The 14,677-nt window shown below is 61.9% G+C and carries 13 protein-coding genes and 1 pseudogene; 4 read left to right on the top strand and 10 right to left on the bottom strand.

All coding sequences use genetic code 11. The annotated features are described in order from the left end of the window. Positions 1-130 precede the first annotated feature (130 nt). Both ACSFC7_RS06360 and ACSFC7_RS06355 read right to left on the bottom strand, forming a co-directional pair. A complete protein-coding gene (locus ACSFC7_RS06360) occupies positions 131-406 on the bottom strand; it encodes a PadR family transcriptional regulator (protein ID WP_436346890.1) in 276 nt (91 codons plus the stop codon). A 231-nt stretch (positions 407-637) separates the two neighbouring features. Continuing rightward, complete coding sequence (locus ACSFC7_RS06355) at positions 638-970, bottom strand: helix-turn-helix domain-containing protein (RefSeq protein WP_436346889.1); 333 nt, start codon at positions 968-970, stop codon at positions 638-640. A 594-nt stretch (positions 971-1,564) separates the two neighbouring features. Between ACSFC7_RS06355 and ACSFC7_RS06350 the strand changes: the two genes are divergently transcribed. Together ACSFC7_RS06350 and ACSFC7_RS06345 are read left to right on the top strand one after the other, a co-directional pair. After that, positions 1,565-1,726 (top strand): DUF7563 family protein, encoded by a 162-nt coding sequence (locus tag ACSFC7_RS06350; RefSeq protein WP_436346888.1) that lies wholly within the window; start codon positions 1,565-1,567, stop codon positions 1,724-1,726. A gap of 430 nt (positions 1,727-2,156) precedes the next feature. Next, complete coding sequence (locus ACSFC7_RS06345) at positions 2,157-2,660, top strand: DUF7344 domain-containing protein (RefSeq protein ID WP_436346887.1); 504 nt, start codon at positions 2,157-2,159, stop codon at positions 2,658-2,660. Positions 2,661-2,764: 104 nt separating this feature from the next. Here the strand turns inward: ACSFC7_RS06345 and ACSFC7_RS06340 are convergent, their stop codons facing one another. The 4 genes from ACSFC7_RS06340 to ACSFC7_RS06325 all read right to left on the bottom strand — a co-directional run bounded on the left by ACSFC7_RS06340 (position 2,765) and on the right by ACSFC7_RS06325 (position 8,422). Next, positions 2,765-4,876: a DUF7282 domain-containing protein gene (locus ACSFC7_RS06340; RefSeq protein WP_436346886.1), complete on the bottom strand. Its 2,112-nt coding sequence runs from the start codon at positions 4,874-4,876 to the stop codon at positions 2,765-2,767. Between the two features lie 165 nt (positions 4,877-5,041). Then, on the bottom strand, positions 5,042-5,548 hold the full coding sequence (locus ACSFC7_RS06335) for a helix-turn-helix transcriptional regulator (RefSeq protein ID WP_436346885.1): 507 nt from the start codon (positions 5,546-5,548) through the stop codon (positions 5,042-5,044). 1,292 nt (positions 5,549-6,840) lie between these two features. Continuing rightward, the gene (locus ACSFC7_RS06330) at positions 6,841-7,227 is read right to left on the bottom strand and encodes a hypothetical protein (protein ID WP_436346884.1); all 387 of its coding nucleotides are present in this window, start codon (positions 7,225-7,227) and stop codon (positions 6,841-6,843) included. A gap of 205 nt (positions 7,228-7,432) precedes the next feature. Further along, positions 7,433-8,422, bottom strand: coding sequence for an NAD-dependent epimerase/dehydratase family protein (locus ACSFC7_RS06325; protein WP_436346883.1), 990 nt, complete (start codon positions 8,420-8,422; stop codon positions 7,433-7,435). Between the two features lie 244 nt (positions 8,423-8,666). Between ACSFC7_RS06325 and allB the strand changes: the two genes are divergently transcribed. Together allB and ACSFC7_RS06315 are read left to right on the top strand one after the other, a co-directional pair. Then, positions 8,667-10,034, top strand: coding sequence for an allantoinase AllB (gene allB / locus ACSFC7_RS06320; protein WP_436346882.1), 1,368 nt, complete (start codon positions 8,667-8,669; stop codon positions 10,032-10,034). A 146-nt stretch (positions 10,035-10,180) separates the two neighbouring features. Then, on the top strand, positions 10,181-10,411 hold the full coding sequence (locus ACSFC7_RS06315; RefSeq protein ID WP_436346881.1) for a hypothetical protein: 231 nt from the start codon (positions 10,181-10,183) through the stop codon (positions 10,409-10,411). Positions 10,412-10,437: 26 nt separating this feature from the next. Here the strand turns inward: ACSFC7_RS06315 and ACSFC7_RS06310 are convergent, their stop codons facing one another. From ACSFC7_RS06310 to ACSFC7_RS06295, 4 genes and pseudogenes are all read right to left on the bottom strand, one after another. Next, positions 10,438-11,508 carry a quinone-dependent dihydroorotate dehydrogenase gene (locus tag ACSFC7_RS06310; RefSeq protein WP_436346880.1) on the bottom strand — a complete coding sequence of 357 codons (1,071 nt, stop codon included), beginning with the start codon at positions 11,506-11,508 and terminating at the stop codon, positions 10,438-10,440. Positions 11,509-11,591: 83 nt separating this feature from the next. Next, a complete protein-coding gene (locus tag ACSFC7_RS06305; RefSeq protein ID WP_436346879.1) occupies positions 11,592-12,128 on the bottom strand; it encodes a hypothetical protein in 537 nt (178 codons plus the stop codon). A 135-nt stretch (positions 12,129-12,263) separates the two neighbouring features. Continuing rightward, a complete protein-coding gene (locus tag ACSFC7_RS06300; RefSeq protein WP_436346878.1) occupies positions 12,264-13,454 on the bottom strand; it encodes a thiolase family protein in 1,191 nt (396 codons plus the stop codon). A gap of 624 nt (positions 13,455-14,078) precedes the next feature. Continuing rightward, positions 14,079-14,677: pseudogene (locus ACSFC7_RS06295) on the bottom strand (MaoC family dehydratase).

Below are 14,677 nucleotides of genomic sequence, written 5' to 3'. Positions count from 1 at the left end.
CTATTGCTTTGTTATGCCCGGGTTACCGCGAAATCAGCCCGATCGGTCCCATCGATACGTCCGTCTCTCTCACACTCTCGAGACCCGTTCGCCGATCGGCGATACGACGACCCCCGTCTCGACCGCGCTCCTAGAAGTCGACGTACTGTGCTTCCCACTCGCGACGTTCGTCGATCCGCTCTCGACCTTCGTCCGTGATCGCGTAGTAGTTCGTTCGGCGATCGAGTTGTCCCTTTTCGACCAGCTCCTTGTTGACGAGTGTATCGAGGTTCGGATAGAGGCGGCCGTGATTGATCTCCGAACTGTAGTACTTCTCGACTTCGTCCTTGACGGTCTGCCCTGATGGTTGATCGGCACCTGCGATCACGTACAGGAGGTCACGTTGGAAGCCGGTCAGATCGTGCATTGCTCAATCACAATGACCATTCTATTGAGTAGATATTTGTTATCCGTATCATACAGCAGTGTTAGAACTCCTTTCCGAACGTATTTTACGAATTAAAGTGAATATTCCCGAGACTTTCTCGCGAAGCTGTGCGTTTCCGATCGCGACGACAGGCGCGTACACTCGGTTTTGGTTTTCGTCAGCGACTGGTCGGTCCAGGTGGCGTCACACTAGTGGTTCCCCTCTTACGCGTCAGTCTTCGATCTTCGACACCGAAACGTCGATCCCTTCCCCACCGATCTGGACCTGTAGCGTCTCGATCGTCGCCTCGTACGCCGTCGTGTGTGAGCCGTCGTCGTCGAACCGAACGCACTCCGAGAGGAGATTACTCTCGAGGAGGTTGTTGATTCGTCGGTACACCGTCGCCGACGAGCTGTCCGTTCGCTTGGTCAGTTCTTTCGCCGTCTTCGGTCCGTCGCTCGTCGCGACGAGGATCGTTCGCGCACACTCGTCCCCGAGGACGTCGAGTTGGGCGGACGGTTCTGGCGTCGATTCGGATCGCGTATTACTCGCTTGCATTGACATCGTCGAAATCACTCAGTTGTGGCGGGTCGGCTCCGTTCGCTCTCGTGAGAGAGGATTCGATGCGGTTCGACCGGGAGTCCAGTCCACCCCGCATCACGGGCACCAGTATGTTCCAGCACGACGATGAGTAAGCGATAGTGGTATTTTATAACGATGTACCTTATGCCTCGAAACAAGATCATTCTTTAACGAAACTCCCGATTTCTATCTGGAAATGATAGCTTTCGACCGATCTCGAACGGGTCAATACGTCGTTTGCCCGTCAAATGCAAGGCAACCCATCTAAATTCGGTGTGGGAACTGTTGTGTCGAAACGGCCCAAGAGGACGGCGCAGCGTCGATACGGGACGCTACAGGCCAGAAAGAGCGTATTTCGCGGTTCCCACGCACGTGCGTCAAGTGAACGGTCGGCGTCCTTTATCCGGTTTTGCTCCCCTCGATAGAGTGATGCCCGGACGAGCGTGGCGATGTCCCGGCGTACGCACCGCCCCTGTCGGTCACGGCGATCGATCGAGGTCGGTGGCTCGCGCCCACTCGCCCCGTCCGAGTACCCCCCATCCAACCATGAAATCCACCCAACAAGATTGGAAGCCCATGGAATCGTCGACTGCAGGTGCACGCTGTCGCAACTGCGGTACACACGTAACCCAGCAGTTCGCGCGCGTCTTCGGTGACAACGGTGATATCGTCCACGGCTGTCCGGCCTGTACGACGTATCGCGAGATGCAGTCCGGCAATCACCTACCGAGCGAGTGACACCGCCGACTCCTCGGTCCGATTCCACCGTCCGATCAGTAGTCTCTTCACTGACCGCGATCGCTCGACCGATATTCGACGACTAGCACGAGCGATTCACCGCTGAACGCACGCTGCCATCCAGACTCCCGCCGAGAGCCGTCGACGATCGAGTAGTCTTCCGCTTCGGTGTTACAGCGGCGATATCCCGTCTCGAGTCACGGCCCGGTTCGCCGATTTTGTCACGGACCCGTCGAACACCTCAGTGGGCGATCAGGAAACACCACGTTGTATCCCCAACTTACCCAGCGTTCCCGTTTCGCTGGTCGTTTCGCCGTCAGCACGACCCCGGCCTAGTCTGCAAAAGTTAAAGTTAGTGGTCTGCGAAACGACGACGCGTATGGTAACTGGTGGTGGACTGCCCGTCGATAAGATGCGCTCTTCCTGATCGATGTCTGTCCAGACCAATCGTTCCGAGTCACTCGCGGAAAGTGAGGTGTTCCACATTCTCGGGAACGATAGACGACGGGCTATCGTCCAGTTGCTCGCCCAGGAGTCCGGACAGGTCGACGTCTCCGACATCGCCTCGGAGATCGCCGCCAGCGAGACCGATACCACTCCCGTGCCGAACAATCTGTACAAAAGCGTCTACGTCTCCCTCCAGCAAACGCACCTCCCGCAACTCCAGGAGGACGCCGTGATCGAGTACGACTCCGATGCGAAGACGATCCAGCGGGGCCCCAACTTCGACGACGTCCTGCAGTATATCGACGGCCACGGGGAGACCGAGTCGACGGCGCTCCGACTGCATTTCGCCATCTGTGTCCTCGGGCTCGCCGTGATCGCGTTCGCCGGCCTCGGGATTCCGCTACTCTCGAGTCTGGATCCCGTGCTCTCGAGCGTCCTCGTGCTGTTGGCCGTCGCTGCGAGTAGTTTGTATCGGCTGCTGGCGTAACGATACTGGTTGCGCCGGCGATTTCGAGGACGGATTCCGTTTTCCCGCGTGTATCGGACTCGAGAAAAGACGGCTATTCGACGGATCGATTCGACGAACCGAGCCTAGAGAGCGCTCGCGATGGCTGTCTGGGCGTCGGTACCGTTGTCGACACCTTCGTCGTGGTCGTCGCCCGCGTCGACCTCGTCGTCAGGTTCCTGTTCGACTGGGTCGTCGACGGGTTCGTCGTCGATCGGGTGGTGTGGCATCTCACCGAGGTCACCGACGAACACGAAGACCGACGCGTGTTCGATCACGACGTCGTATTCGTCGTGATCGGTTGCGTCGGATGCGTCGTCAACCGGCTCCTCGTCGGCCGTGTTCGGCGCGTCCTCGTCGGTCGCGTGAGGGTCGTCCGCTGCTGGTTTCTCTTCGACCGAATTCGTCTCGTTGGCAGCGTCGTCGTGGTGATCGTCGATCGGAACGACCGTCACCTGATCGATGGTGACGTCGAGTTCGATATCGTCGATCGTGTAGCCGATGTCGTCGACCGCGTGGGTCGCGTCGGCATCGTCGGGAGCAACGTTGCCATCAGTGTTCCCATCGGTTGCGTCGCTATCGTTGTGTGTCCCGGCGGTCGCAGCGTCTTCGGTGCCGTCATCGTCGCCGTCGACATCGTTTGTATCAACACCGACGTGGTCACCATCAGCCGGCATATCGTGTGGGAGTTTATCGACGAAGACGAAGACCGTTAGCTCTTCGATGAGGACGTCAATTTTGTCGTCATCGACTGCTTCAGGCTCCTCGTCGACTGGTTTCTCGTCGACAGGTTCTTGCTCGACCGGCTTCTCGTCAACTGGCTTCTCGTCGACGGGTTCTTGCTCGACCGGCTTCTCGTCAACTGGCTCCTCGTTGACGGTGACGACGGCGTCGTCGGTCACCGGTTCGTCGTCGGCCGTGAGATACGGCCCGTCCTCCGCGCCTTCGGACTCGACGAAGTCGTACGCCTCGTTATCGTTCGTATCGCGATGTGGCATCGCGATTAGCGTCTCGTCCTCCTCGAGTGGCTCGTCGAGAGTCACTTCGACGTTCTCGTGCGTCCCCTCCTCGAGATACTCGGAGGTTCCGACGACGCTTCCGAAGGCGTCACCGTCGAGCAGGCTGCTGTCGTGGATCGTGACGAATCCACCACTCGCCGTCGTGACCTGATCGACGACAACCGTCTCGCCCTTCGTCGCCTGATCGGAGAACGTTACGTAGGCAGGCTGTCCGTCGACATCATCTTCGTCGACGTCTTCAGGTTCCTGTTCAGGGGTTTCTTCGTCGACGTCTTCAGGTTCCTGTTCAGGGGTTTCTTCGTCGGCGTCGTCAGGTTCCTGTTCAGGAGTGTCTTCGTCGGCGTCTTCAGGTTCTTCTTCAGGAGTGTCTTCGTCGGCGTCTTCAGGTTCCTGTTCAGGAGCGTCCTCATCGGCGTCGTCAGGCTCCTGTTCAGGAGTGTCTTCGTCGGCGTCGTCAGGTTCCTGTTCAGGGGTTTCTTCATCGACATCGTCAAGCTCCTCTTCAGGAGTATCCCCATCGGCGTCTTCAGGTTCCTCTTCAGGAGTTTCTTCGTCGTCGGGCTCCACGTCGACGGTGACGATAGCTTCGTCAGTCACCGGTTCGTCGTCGGCCGTGAGATACGGCCCGTCCTCCGCGCCTTCGGTCTCCACGAAGTCGTACGTCTCGTTATCGTTCGTGTCGAAGTGCGGCATCGCGATTAGCGTCTCGTCCTCCTCGAGCGGCTCGTCGAGGGTCACTTCGACGTCTTCGTGCGTTCCTTCCTCGAGATACTCGGAGGTTCCGATGACGCTCTCGAAGACGTTACCCACGAGCAGGCTGCTGTCGTGAATCACGACGAAGCCGCCGTCCTCCATCGTGACCTCGTCGATGACGAGGGTATCGTTCTCGAGTTCCTGGTCGGTGAACGTCACGGCCGCTTCGGCGTCCTCGTCGACGCCGTCCATGCCGTCTACGTCAGGTGGGTCCACCTCCTCAGCGTCGACCGTTACGTCGTCCGCCGCCGCTTCATTTTGGTCGTCGTCTGCGGCTGTCTCCTCGCTCGCTTCCGAATCGTTGTACTCGCCCTCGTCGTGCTCGTCGACGGTCGCAGCGGGTGCCGCACCCGCGACCATCGCCCCGCTCGAGCACACCATCATCAAGGCAGTGAGTACTACGAGTAGCTGATTGCGTGTAGTCATGTCTGTGCCGTAAGGCATCGGCTAATGGCCGCTACATTGCATAAACCGCCACAACCATTACGGACCGAAATTAGACCCTACGACCGGGAGGCCTCCTTCAGGCACTCCTTCGCACCTCGAAAACAACGATTGCTGATACGTGTAGTGGCGCTACCGCTGTGTTCGTCACTCGCTTTTCGGTTTCTCGGGTGACTGGGACGCCGTCGGCTCGTGGCCCGGAAGACAGACCAGGTTCTCGCGCCCGAGACGGAGTTTCGTGACTCGACCTTCCTCCTCGAGTTCGGCGAGCAGTCGACTGACTTTCGCCTTCGACCAGTCGACCGAGTTGACGATCTTCGACTGCTTCATGCGACCGCCGTTCTCACGGACGAGCTGTTGCACTCTCTCTCGGTCGGTCAGAAACTCCTCGCTGCGTGGCTCCGACTCGGCGACGAGCGTGTTTCGCTCGTCGAATCGGTTGCGTGCGGCGAGGACGCCACCGAGGAGCGCGAGTGCCAGGATGCCGACCAGTGCTGCGAGATGTGGACTCCATCCGATCTGGGCCGGCTGGCTGTGGCTAGAGACGATGATCGGGATGAGTGTCTCGGCGCTCACGCCGGTGGAAACTAGTGCGGTACTGACCGTGTCAGTAGGGGCAATTACCGCAACGGGAACTCGGAACTGAATGCTCATGTGGGCTGGATGGGTCTGGTTTCACTCACGCTTCTCTGTACCGTCGTGACCGCTCCTCAAAATGTTTTTTATCAATCATTTATTCGTACGCTCTCGTATCTCATGGCAGCTGACAGTTCGTCCGTCCGAGCGACTGTCCGTCGACGAATCTCGAACTCGTGAACAGCATCGATGTCGCGGACAGTCGTCTTCGCGTACAGCCGCGCTGTACAGTCGTCGCCCCGCACGAGCCGCTCTCTCGACACGATGTGCCGATTGCGTCGGTTGTGTTCACTGGTGCTTCACCACCACCGAAACCGTCGCAGCCATCGCGGAAGTCGGTGGCCGCGACGACGATCGCTCGGTGTTGCCTCGACGAGGCGTAGACCGAGGGTTCGAATAAACTCGGTCGGACGTTCGAAACGACTAGCGCGGATTCTGCCCGATTTAGTTGGTAAGTAAACGCTTCTATGAGTCTCTCGAAATCCGCTCACTCTGTCGTCGCAACGGTTCGGGAGCGACACTCCCACGGCTCCCCGTCAGCTCTCTCCGCTTTCGTAGACGGCGTCCGTCGATTTCGATGCCAGTCGTACCGCCGGTCGAAGCCCGCCGTGTGACATCAATCCCCTATCATGAGCGGCGTGTAGCGCGCCGGGCAACTGTCTTCGATACCGACTGGTATCGGCTTCCGAGTTCCCCGAACGACTCCGAGATCGGTGTCGGTTATCGGGTGCGACCCAACGAGACGGCACCCGTCGAACGGACTGCCGGACAGCGGCAGTTCCTCGCTGGGTGAGTGCAGTCGGAGTGCCGCGACGAACCCGTTCGAGAGGCGAAGACCGTTTCGAGTCCACGTGATATCGATAGAGTCGCTCGCTATCGCACTCTGCGCTGTAGAAGTAGTGCGATCCACGATCGCTGCCGTGATCTCGTCCCTCCGACTCGCGGATTCCGCGGACGCTTCGAGCTTGTAGCCAGTGCGTCGCTTCGTCTCGTTCGATCGGTCACGGAGAAGCCGCAGCCGACGGCAGTGTAACGCGAGTTCTCGATGGCGGATGCGCTCGAGTCTCCTCGCCCGAGCGGAACGAGAAGTCGTTCTACGGACGATCTGGACTGATACACCTCGTAACGGGTTTCGAGGGGTCTAACGCGCACTCGACACGCGGTTACACGTCGAGACGGACTCGACCTGTTGACGAATCAGTCGGCTCCCGGTCACCGACACGTCCCGATTTGCAGCCGCTGCGTAGTACCGCGAGAACCATGTTGCCGAGCGGACGATTCGTCAGTGGAGTGGCTGGTCGTCGCTCGCGTTAGACGCCCGGCACGCCGACGGCGTCGAATCCGGTCACGCCGACGAGCGCGAGGACGTAGAGGACGACCAGTACGGAGAGCCAGGCGACGATCGTAATTGCGGCCGCGTCGACCCAGCCACCCGGGTATCGGGCGTTGATCACCGCGAGGTATGCGACGAATACCAGGAGCGGTCCGAGCAGCGGAATCCAGCCGAGGAAGAACCCGACGACACCCCAGATAATCGCCCCTATCAGGGCAGTGGCGAGCGCGTACGTGTAATCCTCGGCGTCGACGATGACCTTCGCACCGGCGTAGATGCCGATTGCGCCGATGAGCAGGCTCACGACGAATACGGTGAGGCTCTGGACGGGACTGACGGCGAACACGATGGAATTCTCGATCATATCCGTCTGTGAGGCTGCGGATACCGTTAGTTATCTTTCACCTACACTCATGAAAACGTCGTTGCTTGGGCCTCAGAGGTCGATTTTCGAGACACTCATCGGCTTTTTGATTCGAGGGCGACACCGTTAACACCGGCGTTGACCGGTCGCCGTAGGCACCCCTAGAAACCGATTGTCGCCCGCGAACGAACCTCGTCCCGACGATTTAGCTGTACGTCTGCTCCCCCCGTATCGACCGCTCGACGGAGTCGGTATCGCTCCCCACCGGAGACAGCCGCGTCCCGTCGACGAGTGACTGGATCCCGCACTCGAGGCCCACTCGCGGCTCGAACCCGAGTGTGCGTTTCGCTCTGGAGATATCCGCGCCGCTGTGTCTGATATCCCCGGGTCGAGAGTCGCGGTGGACGATCGACGACGACGAGTCGGTCGCGTCCCTGATCGTCTCCGCCAACTCCTGGATCGACGTTCGTGTCCCCGTGCCGATGTTGTACGCTTCGCCGATGTCGTCGGTGGTCGCCGCGTACAGGTTCGCTCGGACGATATCGCTCACGTGGACGAAATCGCGGGTCTGCTCGCCGTCACCCTCGATCGTGATCGGTTCGCCCGCCCGCGCCTGCTCTAGAAACGTCGAGATGACGCCGCTGTAGGGCCCCTGCTGGCGCGGTCCGTAGGCGTTGAAGTAGCGCAAGGCGACCGTCTCGAGGTCGTACAGGTCCTCGTAGAGTCGGGTGTACTGGTCGAGTGCGAGCTTTTGAATGCCGTACGGAGACGTCGGGTCGGTCGACGCCGTCTCCGGAACCGGGAGCTCGTCCGGATGCCCGTAGACCGCCGCGCTCGAGGCGACGACGACCCGTGCATCCTCCTGGCGAGCCTGCTCCAAGACGAGCAGACTCGCGTCGAGATTCGTCTCGTTGCTCTGTCGGGGGGCGTCGACGCTGCGGGAGACGCTGACGACGGCGGCGTGGTGAAAGATGATGTCCACGCCGCGGGCCGCCTCTTGAAGGGCGATCGGATCGCGGATATCCCCCTCCACGATCGTCACGCCCTCGGGGAGGTTCGCCCGGTCGCCCGACGAGAAGTTGTCGAGTACCCGGACCTCGTTGTGTGGAGCCAGGGCCTCGACGAGGTGACTGCCGATAAAGCCCGCGCCACCGGTCACGAGCACCGTCTTGTCACGAATCGCTGGCGAATCCATCTCCTCTCAGTCCCACCTCCCCGCCGTTTAGTATAGCACCCATACCCCACCGTATTCGGTCCCTACACGCGTTAGTAACACGCTGTTGCCCCGATTTATGCCGGCCGTCCCGTCGGCGATCGGTGCCGACGATCCGCGATTCGGATCGTGCGTTCGACCGGGCGATGCCCGAAACTCGGGACGACGATCCGCGAGTCCACCGGTCAACAGAAGCTATATGCCGGCGCCTCGGCAAGTCCCGGCAATGACCGTCGATCTCGTCGTACACAACTGCACTGTCGTGACTCCCGCCGGGCGGACGCCCGACTCGGGCGTCGCCGTCGAGGACGGTGAGATCGTCGCCGTCGGCCGAAGCGACCGCCTCCCCGACGCGGACCGCGTCGTCGACGGCGACGGAAACGTTCTCGTCCCGGGGATCGTCGACTGCCACATCCACAACCGTGAACCCGGACTCGAGTACAAGGAAGACTGGGAGTCCGCTACGCGGGCGGCCGCCGCCGGCGGTGTGACGACCGTCGTCGGTATGCCGAACACGGACCCCGTCATCGACCGCCCCGAGCACCTCGAGTTGAAGTTCGAGCGCGGCGAGGCGTCGGCGCACGTCGACTTCCAGAGCTACGTCGTCGTCACGAGCGAGAACCTCGATCTGATCCCGGACATCGACGAGGCCGGCGCGCTCGGTTACAAGATCTTCCTCGGATCGACGGTGGGGGACGTCCCGCCGCCGAACGACGGCGAGATTCTCGAGGCGATGGACCGAATCCGTGAGACTGGCAAGCGACTGGGCTTTCACGAAGAAAACGGCGAGATCATCGACCACTACACGGAGCAGTTCAAGGAAGCGGGGAAGAACGCTCCCATCGATCACTCCCACTCCCGGCCCGTAATCGCCGAACGGGAGGCGGTCGAACGGATGATCACCTTCGCCGAGGAGACCGGCGCGAAGATCCACATGTACCACGTTTCCTCCGGATCGGCCGCGGAGGCCGTCGCCCGCGGGAAAGACCGCGGGGTGGACGTGACCGCCGAGACGACGCCCCACTACCTCTGGTTCACCGAGGACGTCATGCGCGAGAAGGGGAATCCGGCGCGAATCCAGCCCCCGATCCGCAACGCTGCGGAGCGCGAGAAACTCTGGGACGTCGGGATCGACGACGGCGCGATCGACTGTATCGCGACGGACCACGCACCGCACACCCCCGAGGAAAAGAAAGTCGACGATCCCTTCGGCAACACCTGGGAGGCCATTTCGGGGTTCGTCGGTCTCGAGACCGAGGTGCCGGTCATGCTCACCTTCGTCGATCACGGTCGACTCACGCTCGAGGAGTGGGTCCGTCGTCACTCGACCCGTCCGGCACAGGTCTGGGGAATGTACCCCCAGAAGGGCTCCCTGCAGGTCGGCACCGACGCCGACTTCACGATCGTCGATCCCGACCGCGAGTGGACGCTCGAGCGGAGCGACGAACTCCACTCGAAGAACTGCGTCACGCCGTTCGTGGGCGAGTCGTTCACCGGAAACGCGGTGTCGACCGTCGTCCGCGGCGAGGTCGTCTACGAGGACGGCGCGGTCGTCGGCGACTCCGGCTACGGAACGCGCGTCGACGTCGACTGAGACCGACTCCGTCGTGCCCGTCTGAGCGGTGTTCCCGCTCGAGCGGGTATCCGATATCGTTCGCCGTGACGATTCTCACCTCGTGAAAGCGGCAATAGGTTTATATTCGCCGCCGGAACGACCGAAACTGATGAGGATCACGAACGATGACAGATGTCGAATCCGAGACGGACGAACCCCGTGAGGCGGACAGGACGGAACGGCTCCGGTCGGTCTACCTCTCCGTAACTGACGGGGACACGGAACCCGTCGTCGAACCCCAGCAGGAAGACTCGAGGAGCCGAGAAATTCGCGAGGAACGCACCGACGAGGCCGTCGGTCCCGCGGAGATGCACGGGCTCGACGACGCGATCGGCGATCCCGAACCCGCGGACTGACCGCCGGAACTGACGCGCAGGGACCGCTAGTCGAGGTCCGCTCCCACCGCCGCTTCGACCGACGCGAACCCGTCCCGTTCGAGTAGTTGCACCAGCCCTCGATTGATCCGTTTCGCCGTGGACGGCCCCTCGTAGACGAACCCGGTGTACAGTTGCACGAGCGAGGCTCCGGCGCGAATCTTTTCGTACGCGCTCACCGGCGAGTCGACGCCGCCGACGCCGATAATCGGGAGTTCGCCGCCCGTGTACTCGGCGATCGTTCGAATCACGTCCGTCGACCGATCTTCGACGGGTTTTCCGCTGAGGCCGCCCCACTCCTCCCGGTTCGGCGACTCGAGTCCCTCGCGACTCGTGGAGGTGTTCGTCGCGACGATGCCGTCGAGATCGAACTCGCGAACGATGTCGACGAGATCGAGCACCGACTCCTCGGGTTCGTCGGGACCGATCTTGACCAACATCGGCACGCTTTCGTCGTTTTCGGCCTCGAGCGTCTCGAAGATTTCCCGCAGGTGGTCGGGCGAGGACTCGTCGAACTCGTCGGGCGTGTTCGGACAGGAGACGTTGACGACGACGTAGTCGGCGAACGGCGAGAGTCGGTCGAAGACGCGCCGATAGTCTTCGATCGCCTCCCGCTCGTTCGAGGAGTTCATCTTGCCGATGTTCACGCCGAGCGGAAACTCGGGCGTCCCGTCGGCCTCGAGTCGCGATTTCACGCGCTCCATCCCCTGGCCGTTGAACCCCATCCGGTTGACCATCGCCTCGTCCTCTCGAAGGCGGAACAGCCGCGGCCGATCGTTCCCCGACTGCGGATAGGGCGTCACGGTTCCGATTTCGACGAATCCGAAGCCGAGCGCCTCGAGGGCGTGGGTCACTTCGGCGTTCTTGTCGAACCCCGCGGCGACGCCGACGGGGTTCGGAAACGCGGTGTCGAACAGATCGACCTCGAGGGCCGGATGCTCGTACCGATACGCGGTCGACAGGGCCGTCCGCGCGGGCCACGTCGACTGGGCCGTCCGGAGCGTGCGCTTGCCGAGGTCGTGGGCCGTCTCGGCCGGCAGTTTGAACGCGAGGGGGCGAACCCGCGAGTACAGCGTCATTTGCCGATACTGCGAACGGCCGGAAGGTAAACCTCCCGGAGCGGTTTCACCGGTAGACGGCCGACGAAACCGAACCGTCTCTCTCAGCCGCAATCGCCGGCGTGCGAGCGGTCGAACACCTCGTGATCGTACACGACCGCCCGCGCGCCGATTCGCTCGGGAACCGTCTCGGGTGTCGCGTTACCGCTTCCGTCCCCGATTTCGACCTGGACGAAGTAACACTCGCCCTCTAGTTCGCTCTGGGAGGCGTCTTCGTACGAACCGATCGGATCGTCACTGCTGAACGTCGCCGTCAACTCGTCCGCCGGCACTGCGAACTGAAACTCGAACTCGGCCGCACTCGTCATCCAGTCGTCGACGATCTGAACGCCGTCCACCGCCGGGTAGCCGTGGTCGGTCTCCTCGCCGGTTTTCACCCGCTCGATCGTGTATCGCTCGTCGTGAACCTGCGTCCCGTCTTTCTGTACTTCGACTTCGACGTCGATCGTCCGGCCGGTTCTGTTCGAAATTTCTACGAGTGCGGGCGACGCTACCGGCTCGCCGGCCCCGCTCGCGGTGCAACCGGCGAGCAGCGTCCCGCCCGCCGCGCCGATCGAACCGAGAACGCGTCGTCGCTTCATGTATGTAATTGTGATATCATGTACAGAATAAAAATATTTCTATCACGAACGTCACTCGGCCGTCGAAACGGCCGACGCCGGCGCGGACTCGACGCGGCCGAGAGCGCTGCAGGTCGAGCGTCGCCCTCGAGCGCGTCAGTCCCGTTCCTCGAGCAGCGCCATGATCGCGCCGCCGCCGCCGACGCTCATCCCGACGAGGCCGCGCGAGACGTCCGGATCGTCCCGGAACCGGTAGGCGAGACTGGCCGCGAGCATTCCGCCGGAGGCGCCGATCGGGTGGCCGAAGGCGACCGCGCCGCCGCAGGGGTTCATTTTCTCCCGTGGAATGCCGATCCGGTCCATGACGTACACCGCTTGAGCGGCGAAGGCCTCGTTGATCCAGTAGGCGTCGACGTCCTCGGCGGCGAGGTCGTTTCGCTCCAGGAGGTCCGCGACCACGTCGCCGACGGCCTCGTTGAACCTGTCGGGATCCCGGTAGGCCGTCGCGTAGTCGACGAGTGTCGCCATCGGCTCGAGACCGCGATCCGCGGCCGCCGCCTCGTCGGCCAGCAGGACCGCGCCCGCGCCGTCGCTGAGCTTCGAGGCGTTCCCGGGGGTGATCGTGCCGTCCTCCTCGAACGGCGTCGGCAGTTCGGCCAGATCCTCCAGCGTCGACTCCGGTCGCGGGCCCTGATCGGTGTCGACCGTCTCGCCGTTCGTTTCGACGGGGACGATTTCGTCGTCGAACGCGCCGGATTCGATCGCTTCGGCGGCGCGCTGGTGGCTCTCGAGGGCGTACTCGTCCTGTGCCTCGCGGGAAACCGCTTCGCGGTCGACCAGCCCTTCGGTGATCTCGCCCATGTGGACGTCGAGGGTGACGTCCCACAGCGAGTCGAGCAGCATCGAGTCCTCGAGTTCGACGTTACCGTGGCGACGCCCCTTCCGGTAGCCCGGAAGGATCCACGGGGCGTTCGACATGGATTCGAACCCGCCGGCGATCGCGACCTCGGCCCGGCCCGCCGCGATTCGGTCCGCGGCGAGCGAGATGGCGCTCACCCCCGATCCCGAGGCCTCGTTGATCGTCGTCGCGCGCGTCTCGTTCGGAAGCGTGGATTTCACGACGACCTGTCGACCCGGAACTTGACCGATTCCGGCCTGGATGGCGTTTCCGAGGCCCACCCAGTCGACGTCGGTCTCGTCGATGTCGACGCGCTCGAGGAGTCCGTCCAAGGCTATGCGACCCAGTTCGACCGGTTCGACGTCCGCGAGCGATCCGAGCAACGTTCCGTGCGGCGTCCGTGCGCCGTCGACGAGGACGATCTCACTGTCGGGGTCAGTGCGTGGCATAGTGGGTGGACCATGCGGAATGGAATCAAGGTTAGCCGTGAATCCGCGGTTCGAAACGAGTTCTATACTGTACCCGACAGGTACCGCGTCACTGCCTCGTCGCGACGGTTACGATCTCGAGTCCTTGGATTACTGACTCCGCACCGTTTCATATTAGGAAGAAAATTGGAGATATCTGCTATATAGAAAACAAATGTCTAGTTCTAGATCTATAAACACCACAAAAACACAAAACATTTACCAGACGGATAGTCAGCTTCTGATTACAGTAACGGATGACTATATTAGACGAACTCTTCGATCGGATCGGCGGCGCTCGCAGAGCGGACGAGCGAGCGCACGTCCACTACGAATGCCGTCGTTGCGGAACGACGCTCTCGCGGAGCGATACGATCTGTCCATCTTGTGGCTCGAGTAACATCGCGAACATTCACCTGTGACGACTTCCCGTGCTGAAGCGCCACGACGAGACACGGGCGTCTCGTTGACGTCCGACGGACGTAATCCCTCACGAGCGAAAGCCCGGCAGCTTTTCGGACGGCAGTCGGTCGCGCGTCTATCTTCGACGGTACCCTGACTGAGACCTTCTCTCGTCCCGGTCGGGGTTTCGGTCTCTCGTCGACCTCAGAGTTCCTCCGGCTGCGTTCCGATCCCCTCGAGCCACCCCGGCGGTTTCGCGGCCGAGGGCTCGGCGTGCTCGCGTTTCAACACTATCGGCGTGCGCTCGAGGCTCAATACGTGACCGCCGTCCTGGTTGTACGCCCGGAGTTCGGTCTCGACGATGCCGACGTGGTCGCGGGACTCGAGTTCCCGCTTGCTCAGCACCTCGCTCTCGGCGTAGATGGTGTCGCCGTGGAAGACGGGTGCGTGGTGGCGGATGTCGTCGTAGCCGAGGTTCGCGGTCGCGTTCACGGAGATGTCGATGACGCTCATCCCGACCGCGAGCGCGATGACGAAGGTGCCGTCGACGAGGCGCTCGCCGAACTCCATCTCGGCGGCGTAGCCTCGTTGAAGTGCATCGGGTTGAGGTTCATCGTCACGTTCGTCATCCAGACGTTGTCCGTCTCGGTGACGGTGCGTCCGAAGGGATGTTTGTAGATGTCCCCCACGTCGAAGTCCTCGTAGTAGCGGCCGTGCCATCCGCTGACGAGGCGTTTGTCGGTCGATTCGTCGTCCGCGTTCTGCGCGTCGTCCGTCTCGTTCGTCTCTGGGGTGTCGGTCAT

It is taken from the genome of Natronorubrum halobium (assembly GCF_051351675.1).
Classification (GTDB): Archaea; Halobacteriota; Halobacteria; order Halobacteriales; family Natrialbaceae; genus Natronorubrum.
This window is presented reverse-complemented; position numbering and strand designations above follow the sequence as displayed.